A 17,545-nucleotide genomic window follows, 5' to 3' on the forward strand; every position below is an offset into this window, starting at 1 on the left:
TTGAAATCGATGCTTGCTAGTTGCTAAGGTCTTTCATTCGGTTTTCTATTTCGGTCGAATGGTCTTTTCACATGGGCATAAGAAATAATCGTAAAATGGATCTTCTATTTGAAGCCGCCGTTGTTTTGTTCTCACGGCCATAGGGTTTCAAAATACTCACAAACAACGAGCATGTCTTCCGTGGCTTGCTTTTCGCTTTCTTTCATTGTACTTGTAAAGAAATCCCAATGCGCCTTCTTCCATTTTTGTAGAGGTTCATCGGTCGTTCCCATATCTAGGGCGGCGTAGGCTTCGGAGATTTCGTTAAAGGGAATGGTATCTACCTTTTTAATTTCAATGATAGCCCTTGCGGTTCCGTCAAAATCGGTAATGATGTGTTTTGTGCCTATGGATGGCAATTCTGCCTTGGCTTCTTCGTACCAAGAATAGAGCCCGGAACCCGCTTGCTTTTTCTTTTGTACGACCAATTCGGCCAAACGATCGGCATCTGCCGCATTATCGTGAAAAAACCAAGATTCCGGTGCTTCCCCTTCCTTAAACTCCGGATAGGATGTGGTAAAACGCTCCCACATCTCTTGAACGGAAGGATCTATGGCAAGCTCTTGCTCCGCTTTTGTTTCGCCTTTACAGCTGCTTAATACGAGGAAGGTAATTAGGATGAGGTGTTTCATTGTATTCTATATTTTATTGAATCTTGCGGCTGTCTTGTTGGTTAAACGAAAAGTAATATAGATATCCGTAACCTTCAAAAGGGGCAATAGGGACTAGAAAGAACGGAGCTCCTGATAATTATCATATTTTTTGAGGGGGAATCATTTTAACTTTAAAGTAGTAATTCAAAAATCAAAGTTATGATCTCTCAAATTTTCTCCTCGTTAGATTTCGACCTTAGAAGCGTAATAATTTTGGTACTTGGTTTCGTATTCATCGGTTTTGTGATAAGCTCGGTACTTTTTGGGCAACATGACCATAAATGCTAGACGAAGCGGCATTTTATTATTTAGGAAAGGGTGTTTTGGGTGTGAAGCGCCCAATTGAATCCGTATGGGCCTTTTAGGGGCAAGGCCATTAAATGGATTTTAAGTCCATATTCAGCTTTTACGATATCAAGGTCAACTTTTTTCAGTTGGTTGGTGTAGGTGGCTTCTTCAGGGCAAATGGTCGGGCATACCTATAGTGTATTGACTTTGTTTAGTCTAAAATATTGTAATACTGATAATTATCATATTTTAAAATTGGACTTCATCTTAAATTTGAAGGAAATAAATAATCGACCTATGATCTCACAAAATTTACCTCTCGTCAATTACGGCAATGGCATTATCATGATTGCCGTTTTCGCCATAGTGTGCTTGGCCCTGGTAGTCACCGTTGTACTTTTTATGAATAGCGGCAAGAAAAAATAATTGTATATCCTTGATTATCTGCATTTAAGTCATTTTTTATTGCGAATAAGTCACGGTTTGGGCGTTTTTCTTAACATTTTTACAAATGTTAAAGCAATCTTAATTCATAAGGGTTGTTTTTATTGATTTTTGGTTATCTTTAATAAGAATCGGATTACAAACTAGCGAAGTGCATCTTTTGCTAGTATTGTAATGCTTTTATGACCACCAATCTTTGTACCACCTGAAACCAAACTTATGGACGCTATATCGATATATACTACCGTTGTAATCGTAATATTTAGTGTGTGGTTGTTGTTTGTAATTCTTATGTATAAAAAGTTGAACAAATAAGTCCAGCCACTAATCCTTGTGATGTTCGCTGTTTAAAATCACGATTTTATCGGGATTTTTACTAAGATATGATTTGATGATACTCTCCGTTTCCAAGGTGTTGTTCTGCTGAACGAGAAAAGTTTCCAGTTCGTGTTCGGCACTTATGTGTTCTTGTCGGTCGACGAAGCCATACCCCATATACGTACTGTTTTTTACATATACAAAAGCCTGCTCGTTTGCGTTTCTTCCTTTTTCCCTTATGAGAAAATCTTCTTTTTGCGCTCGAATGTGATGTAGGGCCCGATGTACTTTTTGGTTGTAACGGTCGGTGGCTTCTTCTTCTCGGCAGATACCGTCGCAAGATGCGATGCGGTAATGTGAGCAGCTCTTTACGTTTTCCTGCAGATGGCAATACTTGGGGCAGAGCCTAAAGCGCTTACAGATTTCTTCGATGAACAATCGGCAATCGGTAGGCCCGTAGAGGGTCAATACCGAGTTTGGGGCCATTTTCAGTTTATTGAAGGCCAAGTGCATAATGCCGTTGCGGTCTTCATAACTGAATATGCCGTAGGGTTGAATCTTTCTTTTTTGGGCACGGTTGAATTCGGGGTAGTGGTGCTTGATGGCATTCGATTCCATCAATAGGGCCAAGAGCTCGCTTCCCGAGAGTTCAAAATCGATATCGGCCGTGGCCTGGCAGAGCTGTATTTCTTTAGTGGACTTGTCGTAAAAATGGCTTAACACCCTCTTCTTGATGTTAATGGCCTTTCCTACATAGATGATCTTCCCCTTCCCGTCCTTGAAATAATAAATGCCGGGCGCTGCGGGCAGTTTTTCAAAGGCTTCCTTGGGCAATGAAGCGGGCAAGGTAGCTTCTTGTGAGCGGGCGTTGAGGTGGCTTTTGAACACTTCTTCGGCCCCATCGGCACGCAATAATTTTTCAAAGAGAAGGGTAGTGGCATGGGCATCGCCGCGGGCACGGTGCCTGTCGGTCAAGGGAATGCCCAAAGAAGAGCATAGCTTTCCTAGACTGTACGAATGGTAGCCCGGTAAGAGCTTCCGCGATAAACGGACGGTACAGAGTTTTTTCCTGATAAAGTCCCTGCCCAAGAGCTTTAATTCGTTCTTGATTACATTGTAGTCGAAGTTGACGCTATGGGCTACAAAAATGGTGTTTTCCGTAATTTTTAGAATGTCATCCGCAATTTCGTCCAGTGTAGGTGCGTCACGGACCATATCGCCATCGATTCCCGTCAGTCGCGTGATGAAATAGGGTATTTCACATTGTGGGTTTACCAAGGAGGTAAACTCCTCGACAATTTCGTAACCGTCAAATTTAAAAATGGATATTTCGGTAATCTTATTACCCTTTATGCCATTGCCGGTGGTTTCTATGTCTACGATGCTGTACAAATGCGAATGTGGTGGAATTATACCCTAAAATTAAGCAAACTAAGATTGGCATTACAAAGTTTAACGTTATATCGACACGTAGGGGGAAGGTGAGAAACTAAGAGGAACGCCATGACAAGGCTTTTGAGTTGATCAAACATTGTATAAAGAACAGGTCTGAACGGGCCCAGGGCTATTTTTACGAAAACGATACACATGCCGATCATAGGACATTTTATTAAGGGATTTATTGAGGTAAGGGATAAGCTCTCGGGAACGAAAGATCCCATAGCGGAACAAAACGCCATGCTTGAAGAGCTTTTAAAGAAGGCCGAAAACACGGCTTTCGGGAAGCATTATAACTTTAAGGCTATTCAAGAATCGGAACGCCCTGCCCAAGCTTTTGCCAAGTCCGTTCCCTATTTCGACTACAACCGGATCGATAAGGAATGGTGGCAAAAACTACATGAGGGTGAAGCGGATGTGACCTGGCCGGGGCGGCCCGATTATTTTGCCTTGAGTTCGGGCACCACGGGAAAGACGAGTAAAAGAATTCCCGTAACCGATGCTATGATTGATGCCATCCGAAAAACCGGGTTAGAACAGGTCTTTGCCTTGAGCAATTTCGACTTGCCCCCCGATTTCTTTGAACTCGGTATCTTGATGCTGGGCAGTTCAACGGATCTGAACAAGGTGGAGGGCCATCAAGAAGGGGAGATAAGCGGCATCAGTGCCAGCAATATTCCCACTTGGTTTCGCGGGTATTACAAGCCGGGCGAGGAAATAGCCGAAATCGATGATTGGGACAAACGCGTGCAAAAAATAGCCGAAGAAGCACCCAATTGGGATATTGGGGCATTGAGTGGAATTCCGTCGTGGATTGAGCTAATGTTGCAAAAGGTCATAGATTACCACGGCTTGACCCATATCCATGAGATTTGGCCCAACCTTCAGGTATACACTTCGGGCGGAGTGGCTTTTGGCCCGTATAAAAAGAGTTTTAACGCACTCTTGGGAAAACCCATTACCGTAATAGATACCTATTTGGCTTCGGAGGGATTTATGGCATTCCAGGCCAGGCCTGAAACCGATGCAATGCAGCTTTCTACCGACTCAGGCATCTATTTTGAGTTTATACCCTTTGAGCCCGAATATATAAAACCGGACGGATCGTTAAGCGATGATGCACCCGCCCTACAACTTTCGGAAGTGGAAGCGGGGCAAGATTATGTGCTCCTTATCAGTACGGTTTCCGGGGCATGGCGTTACCTGATCGGAGATACCATAGCCTTCACCGATGTAGCAAGGGCGGAAATAAAAATCACAGGGCGGACCAAGTTCTTTTTGAACACCGTAGGTTCGCAACTTTCCGTGAACAAGTTGGATGATGGCGTACAAGGCTTGGAGGAAAAATTCGGGGTCCGTATTCCCGAATATACACTTTGTGCCAAACGGATAGAAGGGGAATTCTACCATTGCTGGTATTTAGGAACGGAAGATAAAACCGATGATCAAGAGTTGGCCCGCGCCTTGGATGCGTCCCTTAAAAACGCCAATAAGAATTATAAAGTGGCCCGTTCAAAAGCGCTGAAGGGCGTGAAGGTCGTTTCGGTTCCGCCATCCGTATTCCATGACTGGAACGGCAAGAATAAAAAAAAGGGCGGACAAGTAAAGATGGAACGGGTTATGGGCGAGGAGAAGTTCGAAGAATGGGAGGCTTTTGTACGATCATAAGGTACTGATCCGATTCGATACTATGAGCTTGGCCCTGAAGCTTCACGTTTTTTTACGATGGCCATTATTTCTTCGGGGGAAAGGTAGTAGCGGCGTATACGGGCTTTGTACTTTTCTTCTATATCGGCATTTTCAAGAATGAACCTCTTGGTCTTTAGAATGTATTCGTGCATGCCGTGGGCCACGGCAAAAGTGTCTGCAGCACGTTCGGCTTCCTTGATATAAGCTCCTGAAAAATAATATTTGAGTCCGAACCAGATGAGGTTTAGGGTGCTTCGTTCCCGATAATCCATCACGTGGCCGAGCTCATGGCCCAACCAGCCGATCATAATATCTTTTGGTACATCTTGGGTTAAAAACACTTGGTTTGAAATTTTTATGTGTTCACTGATCAGAATAACATAGGCCCGTTTTTGCCTTCCTTTGATGAGGCTGTTGAATTTCGGTTGGGCCCGCATGGTAGACTGTTTGATTTTCTTTACGATCTTAAAGGTAATAGGGGTGTCGGCCAGCTCGGGGTAATGGGAAAGCGCGATACCCGCCTCTTCTTTAATTGCGTCGGGCACAAGGTGCTGTGCGTTGAGTGGAACAAAGGCCATAAGGAATATACAGAATTGAAAAGGATGCAAAATTGAAATAATATCGGTTTTAAATGACGGTTAGCCTCAAGATATAAAACCTTAGAATATTTTAGCCTCCTTTTTTCTTAACCGGTTAAATATAAATCTAAAAACACACGTATTTTAAGTGGTAAAGGGGCACTTTTAGGTTAGGGGAGGCTACGTTGGTGCCACTCGCCTTAATTAAACAAAACGCATGCATCTAAAACGGACAAAAAGAATTATTCTTAGGACACTTTTCGCGCTGTTCACCCTATTGATATTCGTTATTATCGGTGCCCAGTGGATGGCTAAAGATGCCATAGCGGGTTTTTTGAAGAACAAATTACCGGCCCATGTCCAATTGGATTATAACGATATTGAGGTGAATGTGTTGACGGGTAGTGCCAAATTGAAAACGATAGGGCTAAAATTGGGAAGCCAAGATTCCCTTCGGGGCGATACCGCCAAAATAAATGCCTTAGAGGTTGTCGGGCTGGGGTATTGGCAGTTTCTTTTCCATCGAAAAATCACATTAAGGACTTTATACATTGAAAGGCCGATCCTGGCCTATGGTTTAAAAAACAAGAAAACCGATACGGCCAGTAGGGGAAAGAATCCCTTAGGCAACCTAGAAGCGCTGGAGATTGGTAGTATCAAGGTAGTGGATGGTAGTGTTACGCTCTACAAAGACCGAAGCGACAGTGTAGCCTTAAAGCTCGATTCGGTAAATATTGAAATGAGCGATGTGGCTACCGATGCCTCCCGTATCGTTACCAAGCTTCCGCTTACCTATTCCACCCTTGGGTTTAGTGCGACCTCCTTAATGGCCGACCTGGGCCCGTATGAAACTTTAGGGGGAAGTAAGGTCGAAATAAACCATGGGGCGGTCGTTATCTCTGATTTGACGTTAAAGTCGAAATATTCCAAGACAGAATTGTCCCTGCATCTGCATAAGGAACATGACTTTATTGATTTAAAAATTCCCAAGCTCAGTTTTGAAAGTATCGTTCTAGGGTATCGAAAAAGTAGCTATTGGGTGCGTACAGGGGTTGCGGTCTTAGAGGACCCCGATCTTGAACTGTACCGGGATAAGCTCTTGCCCGATGATACCAAACGGAAAAAATTATATAGCGAGGCCCTTCGCGAGCTCCCCATACAATTGGATATACCCAAGATAGAGATAAGCGGGGGCCATATCGCCTATAGTGAACGGGTCAATAGGGAAACCGCTCCGGGTAAAATTAATTTCGCCAAAGTGAGTGCCCAAATCCTCCATGTACAGAACATTCCGAACAAGAACCTAAAAACAAGTGTGGAGGCCAAGGCCTTATTAATGAACGAAGCGCCTATTACCCTCAATTGGTCTTTTGATACCCAGAAGAAATCAGATGCCTTTTTGGCTTCCGGAACGGTAAAGGGGTTTAATCCGAAGAAGCTGAATCCTTTTTTGGAATCCAATCTAAGGGTAAGGGCCCGGGGCGACATTCAAGAACTGTATTTCACGGTGAGTGGCGACGCCATATCCTCCTCGGGGGATATGAAGATGAAATATGAAGATTTTGAGTTTTCCGTCTTAAAAAAAGACCGCTTGCGCATCAATAAATTATTGACGGCCATAGGGAAGGTTTTTGTAAACGATGGGTCGAACACCGATGAAAACGGATATCGTTATGGTGGCATAGAGGCCCAAAGAGATCCTACCAAGTCCTTTTTTAATTACCTATGGTTAAATGTGAGCGATGGGCTGACTTCCACCATTATCGGCAACGGAAAGAACGAAAGGAGAAAAAAATAATTCTTTTGGGCTAAGGAGGCATACGGTAAAGTCCTAGTTTAAGGGTATTGTAAACTAAAACACGGAAAAATGGGAGTTATATCAAAAGACAAAAAGAAAATTACCCTGTATTACAATTCTGGGAATTCTATCGGGAAGCAGACCTATGCCTACGTTGAATCTGCGGATGAAGACATTCTGGCCATAGACATATCAAAAACAAAGGTAACCGGTACCCAATGGGCAGAGATCGCCCATAGTATGAACCGGCCTGTAGGAAGTCTTGTAAACCAAGACCACCCTGACTTCAAGGAAAAATACGGTGACCAAAAGGTAGACCTCGACGAACATGATTGGTTACGGGTATTGGAAAAATCGCCATCTACTTTGGCATATCCCGTTGTTATAAAGGGCAATCGCTTTATTCCGATAAAAAACCCATCTGATTTTGTAAAGTTCTTAGACGATGATAGCGCAGGAATAGATAAACCCTATGCATAAGCGTTTAGGTCAAAAACAGAATTTTTTGCAGCAAGCTAAGAAGGGGAACCTGTTTAACTTTAGGTAGAGTTTAAAAAGAAGTAGAATCTTAAAAATAAAGAAAATGAACCAAGAACAATTAGAAGGTAAGTGGAAGCAAGTAAAAGGAAAACTCAAACAGAAATATGGAAATCTGACCGATGACGATGTCACCTATTCAGAAGGTAAATTTGATGAAATGCTGGGTAGGGTACAGGAAAAAATCGGAAAGGGAAAAGAAGAATTGAAAGAGGAGATTGCCAGTTGGTAACACAAGGTAGTACCAACCTAAATAAGAAGGCCAGGACGTTTAAGTCCGGGCCTTTTTTTATTCCCTATGGTAGTTTTTATCGGGTATGGCCGTGAAAAATGCGGCAGTTTCTGTATCTGCCGACGGTCCATAGGCCATAAGGAAGATGCCTTTAATAGCGTCATTCGTTTCAATAATATAGAGAATGGAGAGGTCTTCGGGGTCGCTCATACCCTCATATCTGATTTCCTTGACGATGGTGATATCTTCAGGGGTGTAGCCCTTGTCGGTCTCAAGGTCGACCAATGCCCCGTTCAAGTATCGGAAGCGGCGGGTATATCCCTTTTTTTCATAGGCGTCCATGGCGTCCATTTCGTGCTTGGCATATTCACTGTCCATAATGTTAGGTATTAAGGTGAAACAAAAAGAGGATGGTCGCATAACCATCCTCTACAAGTAAAATTTATATCGTGATCGGTTCTATATCTTCTTGCGGCCCATAATCAAACTGATTATGAAAAGTACTATAAAGATAAAGAATAAAATCTTGGCAATACTAGCAGCTCCGGCGGCAATTCCACCAAATCCAAAGATTCCTGCAATTATGGCAAGTATGATAAATATAACGGTCCAACGTAACATAGTTTTTGGTTTTAAGATTACTGTTCATTTGTCATCGGCAAGAGTGGTCTTGCTCCATGTTTTACAAATGTCCCAAAAGGTGTGTATACCGCTTAGCTGCATTAGATATAAAAATAACCGTATGCCTTAATTAACAGGGGTATAGGAAGGGAGGCTATTCTAGAAATAATTCCAGAGGGCCACGGCCCCATTATACGAGATAATGATGGAGAAGAACAGTGCCGCTGTGAGTCCAATATTAAGCCATACGGTCGCCTTGTGTTCCTTCATGAGTTTTTTGTTGTTACACAACAGTATGATGCCAAGGATCACTAAGGGAAGCACAAATACGTTGAACACCTGTGAAACGATCTGCATCTGGATCGGGTTGGCCCCGAATACGGGTACGATCAAGGCGAACAAACAAGCAATGGCAGTGATGAGCTTAAATTGTTTTGAGGTAGTGTCCAATTCTCCCGATTGGTAATCGGCAAGTAGAATAGGGGCAATGAGCAAGCAGGGAAAAATAGAAGATAGCCCGGCACTTAGTGTGCCGAAAAAGAAAAGGGTCAATGCAAATTTGCCCGCCACCGGCTCAAGGGTGTTTACCATGTCGAGCACCTTGGTTACGGGTTGTCCTTGATGAAAAAGGGCCCCACAGGCAACGGCCATGACCGAAGCACTGATGATAAAGACCAAAGTGGCCGCTATAATGGAGTCTTTCTTTTGTTGTTTTAGGTTTTTGATCGTCCATCCCTTTCCTTTAACGAACAAGGGACGCGATAAAAAGGTGGCCGCGGCCATGGTCGTTCCAACGAAAGCGGCGACCATCATTCCTCCGCCCTCGACCTTTGGAACGGTCGGAATAAGTCCCTTGGCCACTTCTATGGGAAGGGGAGAGACCATAAAGAGCGACACTAAAAATGAGAGTCCCATTATAGTAACGAAAATCACCAGTATCTTTTCAAAGAAGGTGTACTTTCCGATAAGCAGAAAATAATACATGACGATAATGACCACAACGGCAATGGTGAGTACCAATTCATATTGATAGGCCGCCAAGGCCGGAAAATAGATGAGGAATATCTCAAAAATAATATTGGCCGAGATACCGAGAATGCCCATAAGCGAGTTCCACTGGCCGAAAGAAACCCCCAAAATAATCAGTATGGCAATGGGTTTGCCCCATTTTAGATGTTTTTTGAACGCATAGAGGGCGGTTTCGCCCGTTATCAATGCATAATTACCATAGGCGAACATAAGCATGCCCGAAAAAACGCAGCTCAAGACCAAGACCCATAATAACTGCATACCATAGGTGCTTCCCGCAACGATCATAGAGGTGACGCTTCCCGTACCAATGGTGTATCCTATGGCAAAGATACCAGGGCCAAAGGCGAGTATTATAGCAAGAATCTTTTTTAGCAGGCCCGGTTTCTCTTCAAGCATTGTTTCAAATAGTTTAAAGGTTCGTTTATGGCTATCGTTCTATAGTGGCCGCCAGTTTACACTTCTCCGGATAGAATTTTGTTGAAATCGTACGATTCGGGATCGGGAAGATAGGCCTTGGCCGCTTCGTAGTCGCTCTCTTCAATATAGTGCATGTTTTGAAAGCAGAGCCTTGCAAATTCAGAGTCCACCTCCACTAGCCGGGGGGCTATTTTGCCGTCTTCACCTTGTAGGTCTTCCAAAAACAGGGGCGTTACCTCCCCACGGGAGTTTGCGGTAACGATACAGCCGCTAAGGCCTTGGTCAAATAGTTTTTTAACGCCAATTCCCAAGAGCGTACAGAGCGTAAGGTCAAAACCTATGGGTCTGCAGCAACGGAGTTCATAGCCAAGCTCTACGGGCCTGCTCTTTATGTGGATGCCTAGTTCCTTTAGTTTTACCTGAACGAGCATATTAAAGATATGTGACTTGCTTACGTTGCCCAATTCAGGGTGGCCGTGGTCGTCATAGGTGAAGTTGATACCACAATGATCGAGTTCATTGTCGGGCATGATGTGGAAGACCCCCTCACTTACCAAGGCTACGCCGTAGTTGATGTTTTTTATCTTTCGTTTTACGATAGACGATATGATCAAGCGGACCACCTTATCAAAAGTAATAGGGGTCTTGTAGAACATTTCGGGTATGACCATCATGGGAAAATGGCAACTGGCAGCGATACCGAAGGCCAAATGGCCGGCCGAACGCCCCATGGTAGACATTACGAACCAGTTTTGGCTCGTACGTGCATCTTCGTATGTGGTATTACCGATACGTACCCCTTCGTCTTTGGCCGAATGAAATCCAAAAGTTGGGTTTCGGTCGGGCAAGGGCAAATCGTTATCTATGGTTTTGGGCACATGTATGTTCGATATCGATATGTTCTCTTTTGACAGGTACCCTGTAATTCTGTTGGCCGTAGAGGCGGTGTCGTCACCACCGATACTGACCAACAGTTTTACATTGTTATCGGAAAAAAGTTTCGTATTTATTTTTTCGTCGCTCGGTTTGAACCTACTCATGATCAAAGTAGACCCGCCGCGACTAAAAATACGATCGGCATGTGCAAAATCGAATTCCTTGATTTGCGGTTCTTCGGAAAAAATACCTTTAAAACCTTCGTGAAGGCCAAGTACGCGGTAGCCATCTTTGAGAAAGATTTTAGCTACGGTGCTTATAACGGCATTGATGCCCGGTGCGGGACCTCCGCCACAAATGATCAGTATCGACTTTTTAGAAGCCATCTTTTGTATTTTAAAAAATTATCGCGCTACCCTTCCGGAAGCGTCGCCACCCATTAATTTCTCTACTTCGCTTACCGTAACCAAATTGGCATCACCTTTAATGGTGTGCTTTAAACAGGATGCGGCCACGGCAAAATCGAGGGCATTTTGGTCGTCTTCGGGGTATTGTAAAAGACCGTATATCAATCCACCCATAAAAGAATCGCCACCCCCTACGCGGTCTACGATATCGGTAATCTGATACTGTCGGGTCTCGTACATTTTTTTACCATCGTAAAGTACACCGGCCCATGTGTTGTGCGATGCGGAGATGGATCCCCTTAAAGTGGTTATCACTTTTTTGGCTTTCGGGAATTTTTTCATCATTTGTTTGCAGACCGATAGAAAAGCCTCGGCCTTTACCTCGCTACCTTGTTTGTGCACATCAAGCCCTTCAGGATGGATCCCGAAATGTTTTTCGGCATCTTCCTCGTTGCCCAAGATAATATCGCAGTAGGAGGTAAGCTCCGTCATTATGGCCTCGCGGTCACCGCCATAGTTCCATAGCTTGGCCCTATAGTTAAGGTCGGTGGAAATGGTAATGCCCATATCGCTGGCCACTTTTACGGCCTCCAAACAAACATCGGCGGCACTCTGTGAGATGGCGGGGGTAATGCCCGTCCAATGGAACCATCCGGCCCCTTCAAAGACTTTTTTCCAGTCGATCATTCCTGGTTCAATTTCGGAAATGGCCGAATGGGCACGGTCGTAGACTACCTTGCTTCCTCGGCTTACGGCCCCGGTTTCCAAAAAATAGATTCCGAGACGGTCGCCACCAAAAATAATATTTTGGGTGTTGACGCCTCTTTTTCGCATTTCCATCAAGGCGCATTCACCGATGTCGTTTTTGGGCAAACGCGTAACAAAATCTACCGGAACCCCATAATTGGCGAGTGATACCGCTACATTGGACTCGCCACCACCATAGACAACATCAAAGCTGTTGGCCTGTGAGAAGCGTAAGAATCCTGGAGGTGCTAAACGGAGCATGATCTCTCCGAAGGTTACTACTTTTTTCATTTTAAATCGTGTTACTTTATTACTGTTCTTAAGTGTTGTTTTAGATATAAGCGGTTAGATTCCTAAAGCTTGCCCACCACCAATTTGTATGGTTTCGGCGGTAATGAATTTTGCGTCGTTGCTTGCCAGGAAAGATACTACACCGGCTACATCTTCGGGTTGACCTAATCTGCCCAGCATAATGCTGTTGGCCCATGAAGCAAAAACTTCGGGCTTGGTAGCTTTGATCTGTGCGTGAAATGGGGTGTCTATGGTACCTGGGGATATTGCATTTACCCGAATCCCATATTCGGCCAAATCTTTAGCCAATGCTTTGGTGATAGTGTTTACTCCCGCTTTCGAGGTTCCATAGATTCCCGCTCCGGGTCCACCAGCGGTCCAAGCTGCATTTGAAGTATAATTTATGATAGAGGCACCTTCTCCTTTTTTTAGATAAGGGATAGCCGCCCGTGAGGCAAAAAAGGTAGAATCTAGATTCAGTGCCATTACCGATCGGTAAAACTCCGTAGTCATTTCCTCAAATCTTGATCGGCCTCCTAGACCTCCGGCATTGTTTACCAGGGTGTCTATTTTGCCGTGTTTCTCACCAATTGCCTTAATATTTTTGGTGACGGCTTCCTCATTGGTAACATCAAAACTATAATATTCAGCGTCAATACCTTCTGAGGTAAGTTCCTTTACCCTTTCTGCGCCGGCTTCATCGTCTATACCATTTAAAATAACGGTATAGCCATCTTGCCCTAATCTTTTTGCTACGGCAAAACCTATTCCGCCTGTTGCTCCTGTTATTACTGCTACTTTTCTTTTCATTTGTATGTTAGTTACTGTTAATGATTTTTTTTAATTAAACTGACTCAAGTTCTACGGGGCGTATCCGCTTTATCAATCCATAGATTGATAGTATCGCTAGAGGGGCCAGTACCGCAATTACAATAAATGCGGGAGTATACGATACTGATGCTATCATTGGGATCAAAGAGTTCATAATGATGACCGAGACGGCCGCCACGGTACCGGCCAAACCGGCCAAGGTGCCCACAGAGGGTCCGCGGAACAGGTCGCTTGAAATAGTTTGGATATTACCAATGGCAAACTGAAATCCGAAGAGTACGACGGCCACGATATAAATAAAGGTCATCGGGTTCTTTTCGGTAACGAGGAATATGATTCCCAACAAGCCTAAGAAAATCAGTGCTCCCCCGATGGTTATGGTAATCTTTCTCGCGGCATCTACCGTTTTGGTTTCCATTAATTTACCGCTGTACCAGCCACCGACAATACTTCCTGCCATACCGCCCAAATACGAGATCCAGATGGTAGATCCTATTTCTTCGATACTGAAACCGAACTTCGAGTTGAGGTAGAGGGGCATCCATCCTACAAAGAGCCACCATATCGGTTCGATGAAAAAACGGGACATGAGTACGCCCCAAGATTCCTTATAACTCAATATTTTAAGTACCGAAAGTCCTTTTTCCTTCTTCTCTGGCGAACTAAAGGCAATTTGATCGGCAAGGATGATCTTTTGTTCTTCTTCGGTGATCCAAGGGTGGTTTTCAGGCTTGGCCTTGTTGATAACCAACCAAGGAATGACCCAAAGCAAGCCGATGGTACCGATGATGATAAAGGTGGTACGCCAGCCGAAATGCCCGTATAAATAGGCGATAAGTACCGGGGCGATAACACTTCCTAGTGAAGCGCCCGCGTTGAAAATACCTTGTGCAATGGCCCGCTGTTTAACGGGGAACCATTCACCGTTGCTCTTTACTGCTCCTGGCCAGTTTCCGGCTTCTCCCAAGCCCAACATGGCCCTGAAGAGCGTTAATGAAACCAAACCTCTGGCGAAAGCATGGAAAATTGATGCTACGGACCACACTACAATAGAGACCACAAACCCCATACGGGTGCCGATGATATCATAGAGTTTGCCCGATAAAAACTTACCGGCGGCATAGGTGATCATAAAAACATTGAGCATTATGGCGTAGTCGGACTCGTCCATACCCAAATCTTTACCCATTTCAGGCCACATAACACCAAAAGCGGTACGGTCTATATAGTTAATGACCGTTGCCAAACAAATTAGGGCGATAACCCACCATCTTAAACCTTTGACTTTCATCTTCGTTCTTTTAAATTATTCAATGTATTTAGGCATACGAGTAACTGGCCTAGTCTTTTGGAATAGGCAACAAGCAATTCAGGATACCTGTATTTAAGGTACTTTTAAATACGTATTATATAAATAGGATATGGTATGGGCGGCTTAGCCGTCTACCTTCATAGGATAAGTTGTTTTTTAGTATTATTAGTCTTCCCTTCAGTATTTGAGATCAGGATAAATCGTGCACTTCTATCCTTTTCCAATTTTAATTTCACGGTCTTTGCCATAGATGTAATCGTACAATTTGCTAAAGTGCAATTTCATCTTTTCCTTGGCGAGTTGTGGATTTTGGTCCTTAATGGCCATATAGATGTCTTCATGCTTTTTTACCTCAGCCAAGGCTACATCGCCATCACAAACGCGATCTTGGTCATAGGCTACGATAATCTCGGGGGTTATCAATAGCATGAGGGTGTTCATGGTGCTGTTCTTGCTTGCCGAAGCGATCGCCAAATGAAAGAGTAAATCTTCTTCAAGGCAATCATCACCGGCTATCATTTTTGTTTTGTAGGCCTTAAAGGCTTGTTTAAGGCGTTCTAAGTCGTCCTCGGTTCTTCTGATGGCCGCTAATTTCACGGTTTTGAGTTCAAGTAAAATACGGGTTTCGACCAGTGATTTAAAATCTTGCTCTTCCAAGCTAAGAATATCGTCGATCATACCGTTCATGGCAATTTGGCCAATATTGGCGATGAAAGTCCCGCTTTGGGGTTTAGAATTCAATATGCCGTAGAACTCCAATTTTTGAATGGCTTCGCGAACGTTACTTCTACTAACACCGAACTTTTCTGAGAGAACCCGCTCTGCAGGTAGTTTATCCCCAGGTTCGAGGTTTTTGTAATTGATAAGGTCACGAATCTTGGATATGATCCCATTTTGGATATTCCTGTTTTCGTGTTTGGTCAATATTTCTAGTTTCATAGCGTAAGCGGTTCAAAATTGGTTAACCAGATTGGTTTGTTAAAATTATAAAAAAATAATCTACTAAAAAAGTATTTTTTGTTTAATAAAAATCAGCTTTTATGGGGTGTTGAAGCGATTTTTGAATTTTACCGACCCGTGGTGAGCGGGTCGGCAAAATTACTGCCAATCTAACTCAAAACAACATAATTTTAATTCTTATTTTATGTAGTAGGTATTTCGTTTTTATAGAAAAACCAACTAGTGTGCAACTTCTAAATCGTAAAATTTCACCTTGGCGTAACTCCCTTCATCCTTACTTTGAAAGTAGTTTCCTGCCTTGAAGTAATTTTCGAAGATTCCCCACCTTTTGATATTGACATCATCATAGACCGCATATTCCGTATTGTTCATAATGACTACCAGTTTCCCTTTGGAAACCTTGACCTCAAGTTTGAACTTTTTAAATCCAACATAGTCAGGGAAGGTATATCCCTCATCGTCGCCCCAGGCTTCTTCGTGTAAAATTTCTTGATCTGAAGCGCTTTTGTTCTTCAGTACCTTGGTCTTTACCCGCACATAGCCTTTGTCCCAATATATTTTTAGAATGGGCGGGGCATTGTTGTCTTTTGCCCCAATGCGCTCTTTTTGCTCGTTGGTCAATCGGCCATGGATTTGCATGATAATGGTTCGATGGTACTTGCCACTGGTGTCTTTGGTGATTTCATCTACCGCCAAAGTTCCCTTCATCCTTCCTCCTTGTTCAAATGTCCAATTTACATTGTTGTCACCAGGTACCATTTGCTCGCGTAGCTCGCTTCTTGAATACTTGGTGTTGGCCGTAGTTGAATTCGGAAAAGCATAAAATACCACTGAACCATCGGTGGAATCATTATAGAAATAGGGACGTACGACTTCATTCGTAGCATAGTCCAGAATTTCGGGAGGCTCAACTTCTGTTGGTTTTCCAACAGGAAGGGTAAGCTTCCAATGACTCAGGTCTATTTTGGGTAACTTATATTTCTTGATATCGACACTCTCGGTTTCCGGGGTGTCTATATTCGCATAGGGCCCATCTTGATTTGCCGCAACTGCCAAGTCATTACTGTCTTGGCAGTTTCCGGCAGAAACCAAAACTAAACTCAAATAACAAGCTCTAAAAAAGTTGCTTAAAAACTGCATTTTTTTCTTTAAGGTTGTTCTTCTACCGGAGCAATGGCAACATTATCCAAGTAGGAATCCTTTGCGTTACCGTCGTGGTCGAACAAAATGCTTATCTCACCATTGGCACCTGTTTCGAAGGCTACCGTAAGCGTGTTAAAGTTGCCTTTGCCTTCATTTACGGTTCCTGATTCTTGAGCCAATAAGGTAGCGTCGGCAAACTCACTGAAATTACCCAGTTGTCCATCGATAACACTTGCCCGAACACTGTCTCCGTCGGCTTGCAATGCATATCTGGCGGTCAAGACATATTTGGTGTTCGGTGAAACTTTAACGGCTTGATAGGTGACACGGTTATTATCGCTTCCAGAGGGGTATTTGGCACCTCTTGTATCAGCCTCCCCGTCACTGGTGGTTTGGTGAATGGTCGCCCCTTCAATTCTCCAACAATCCCTACTGTCAAGACAACTGTCATCAACACCGTCATCAAAAGCGGCTCCGCCAATTTTTGGTGTGATGGCCAATGGTACCTCGGGCTCAATAACTTCGATGGTTTGTGAAACCGTACTTGACACACCTAACTTATCGGTTGCGGTCAAGGTAACCGTGTAGGTTCCTTCATCTGGGTAGGTATTGGTGCCATCTACATCGGTAGATGTATTACCGTCACCAAAATCCCATACATAATCGGTGGCACTATTGGAGTTGTTACCAAAGGTAAACGTCAGGAAGTCATCGGTCGGCGAGATTGAAAAACTTGCCGATGGAGGGGTCAGGTCAGCCTTTGAATTTGCTTCGGGCAGTTCGTACTCGAAGGTGTCTTCACAAGCAATACCGGATAGAATTACGACGAGCGATAGAAATCCGTAGTACTTGTTTTTCAATATTTCGATATTTAAAATATGTTTCATTTTTTACA

At 43.7% G+C, this 17,545-nt stretch carries 18 protein-coding genes; 4 read left to right on the plus strand and 14 right to left on the minus strand.

Annotated elements, in window-relative coordinates; all coding sequences use genetic code 11:
* Nucleotides 1-131: 131 nt before the first annotated feature.
* The 3 genes from BW980_RS14480 to BW980_RS14490 form a co-directional block, all read right to left on the minus strand.
* Nucleotides 132-671 (minus strand): ASCH domain-containing protein, encoded by a 540-nt coding sequence (locus tag BW980_RS14480; RefSeq protein ID WP_076455902.1) that lies wholly within the window; start codon nt 669-671, stop codon nt 132-134.
* 621 nt (nt 672-1,292) lie between these two features.
* Nucleotides 1,293-1,430, minus strand: a complete 138-nt coding sequence (locus BW980_RS22610) for a hypothetical protein (protein WP_175609897.1) — start codon at nt 1,428-1,430, stop codon at nt 1,293-1,295.
* 318 nt (nt 1,431-1,748) lie between these two features.
* The gene (locus BW980_RS14490) at nt 1,749-3,134 is read right to left on the minus strand and encodes an exonuclease domain-containing protein (RefSeq protein ID WP_076455904.1); all 1,386 of its coding nucleotides are present in this window, start codon (nt 3,132-3,134) and stop codon (nt 1,749-1,751) included.
* 195 nt (nt 3,135-3,329) lie between these two features.
* Here BW980_RS14490 and BW980_RS14495 point away from each other — a divergent pair, with 195 nt between their 5' ends.
* Nucleotides 3,330-4,847 carry a GH3 family acyl-acid amido synthetase gene (locus BW980_RS14495; RefSeq protein WP_076455905.1) on the plus strand — a complete coding sequence of 506 codons (1,518 nt, stop codon included), beginning with the start codon at nt 3,330-3,332 and terminating at the stop codon, nt 4,845-4,847.
* A gap of 20 nt (nt 4,848-4,867) precedes the next feature.
* On the opposite strand, the gene BW980_RS14500 is transcribed toward BW980_RS14495, so the two are convergent.
* A complete protein-coding gene (locus BW980_RS14500; protein WP_076455906.1) occupies nt 4,868-5,446 on the minus strand; it encodes a M48 family metalloprotease in 579 nt (192 codons plus the stop codon).
* Nucleotides 5,447-5,663: 217 nt separating this feature from the next.
* Here BW980_RS14500 and BW980_RS14505 point away from each other — a divergent pair, with 217 nt between their 5' ends.
* The 3 genes from BW980_RS14505 to BW980_RS14515 all read left to right on the plus strand — a co-directional run bounded on the left by BW980_RS14505 (nt 5,664) and on the right by BW980_RS14515 (nt 8,013).
* Nucleotides 5,664-7,244 carry an AsmA family protein gene (locus BW980_RS14505; RefSeq protein WP_139327685.1) on the plus strand — a complete coding sequence of 527 codons (1,581 nt, stop codon included), beginning with the start codon at nt 5,664-5,666 and terminating at the stop codon, nt 7,242-7,244.
* A gap of 69 nt (nt 7,245-7,313) precedes the next feature.
* Nucleotides 7,314-7,724 carry an arsenate reductase family protein gene (locus BW980_RS14510; RefSeq protein WP_076455908.1) on the plus strand — a complete coding sequence of 137 codons (411 nt, stop codon included), beginning with the start codon at nt 7,314-7,316 and terminating at the stop codon, nt 7,722-7,724.
* A gap of 103 nt (nt 7,725-7,827) precedes the next feature.
* Entirely contained in the window at nt 7,828-8,013 is a 186-nt protein-coding gene (locus tag BW980_RS14515) for a CsbD family protein (protein WP_076455909.1), read from the plus strand.
* A 57-nt stretch (nt 8,014-8,070) separates the two neighbouring features.
* Here the strand turns inward: BW980_RS14515 and BW980_RS14520 are convergent, their stop codons facing one another.
* The 10 genes from BW980_RS14520 to BW980_RS14565 form a co-directional block, all read right to left on the minus strand.
* Complete coding sequence (locus tag BW980_RS14520; protein ID WP_076455910.1) at nt 8,071-8,391, minus strand: hypothetical protein; 321 nt, start codon at nt 8,389-8,391, stop codon at nt 8,071-8,073.
* 81 nt (nt 8,392-8,472) lie between these two features.
* Complete coding sequence (locus BW980_RS14525; protein ID WP_013993957.1) at nt 8,473-8,634, minus strand: DUF1328 family protein; 162 nt, start codon at nt 8,632-8,634, stop codon at nt 8,473-8,475.
* A 159-nt stretch (nt 8,635-8,793) separates the two neighbouring features.
* Nucleotides 8,794-10,062, minus strand: a complete 1,269-nt coding sequence (locus BW980_RS14530) for an Nramp family divalent metal transporter (RefSeq protein WP_076455911.1) — start codon at nt 10,060-10,062, stop codon at nt 8,794-8,796.
* Nucleotides 10,063-10,118: 56 nt separating this feature from the next.
* Complete coding sequence (locus tag BW980_RS14535; protein WP_076455912.1) at nt 10,119-11,345, minus strand: 6-phosphofructokinase; 1,227 nt, start codon at nt 11,343-11,345, stop codon at nt 10,119-10,121.
* Nucleotides 11,346-11,363: 18 nt separating this feature from the next.
* The gene (locus BW980_RS14540; RefSeq protein ID WP_013993960.1) at nt 11,364-12,404 is read right to left on the minus strand and encodes a sugar kinase; all 1,041 of its coding nucleotides are present in this window, start codon (nt 12,402-12,404) and stop codon (nt 11,364-11,366) included.
* A gap of 54 nt (nt 12,405-12,458) precedes the next feature.
* Complete coding sequence (locus BW980_RS14545; RefSeq protein ID WP_076455913.1) at nt 12,459-13,214, minus strand: SDR family NAD(P)-dependent oxidoreductase; 756 nt, start codon at nt 13,212-13,214, stop codon at nt 12,459-12,461.
* A gap of 34 nt (nt 13,215-13,248) precedes the next feature.
* Nucleotides 13,249-14,526, minus strand: a complete 1,278-nt coding sequence (locus BW980_RS14550; protein WP_076455914.1) for an MFS transporter — start codon at nt 14,524-14,526, stop codon at nt 13,249-13,251.
* A 231-nt stretch (nt 14,527-14,757) separates the two neighbouring features.
* Nucleotides 14,758-15,486 (minus strand): FadR/GntR family transcriptional regulator, encoded by a 729-nt coding sequence (locus BW980_RS14555; RefSeq protein WP_076455915.1) that lies wholly within the window; start codon nt 15,484-15,486, stop codon nt 14,758-14,760.
* 240 nt (nt 15,487-15,726) lie between these two features.
* Nucleotides 15,727-16,647: a polysaccharide lyase family 7 protein gene (locus BW980_RS14560; protein ID WP_076455916.1), complete on the minus strand. Its 921-nt coding sequence runs from the start codon at nt 16,645-16,647 to the stop codon at nt 15,727-15,729.
* 8 nt (nt 16,648-16,655) lie between these two features.
* The gene (locus BW980_RS14565) at nt 16,656-17,537 is read right to left on the minus strand and encodes a PKD domain-containing protein (protein WP_083690484.1); all 882 of its coding nucleotides are present in this window, start codon (nt 17,535-17,537) and stop codon (nt 16,656-16,658) included.
* Nucleotides 17,538-17,545 lie beyond the last annotated feature (8 nt).

Source organism: Zobellia uliginosa, from assembly GCF_900156625.1.
GTDB lineage: Bacteria > Bacteroidota > Bacteroidia > Flavobacteriales > Flavobacteriaceae > Zobellia > Zobellia uliginosa.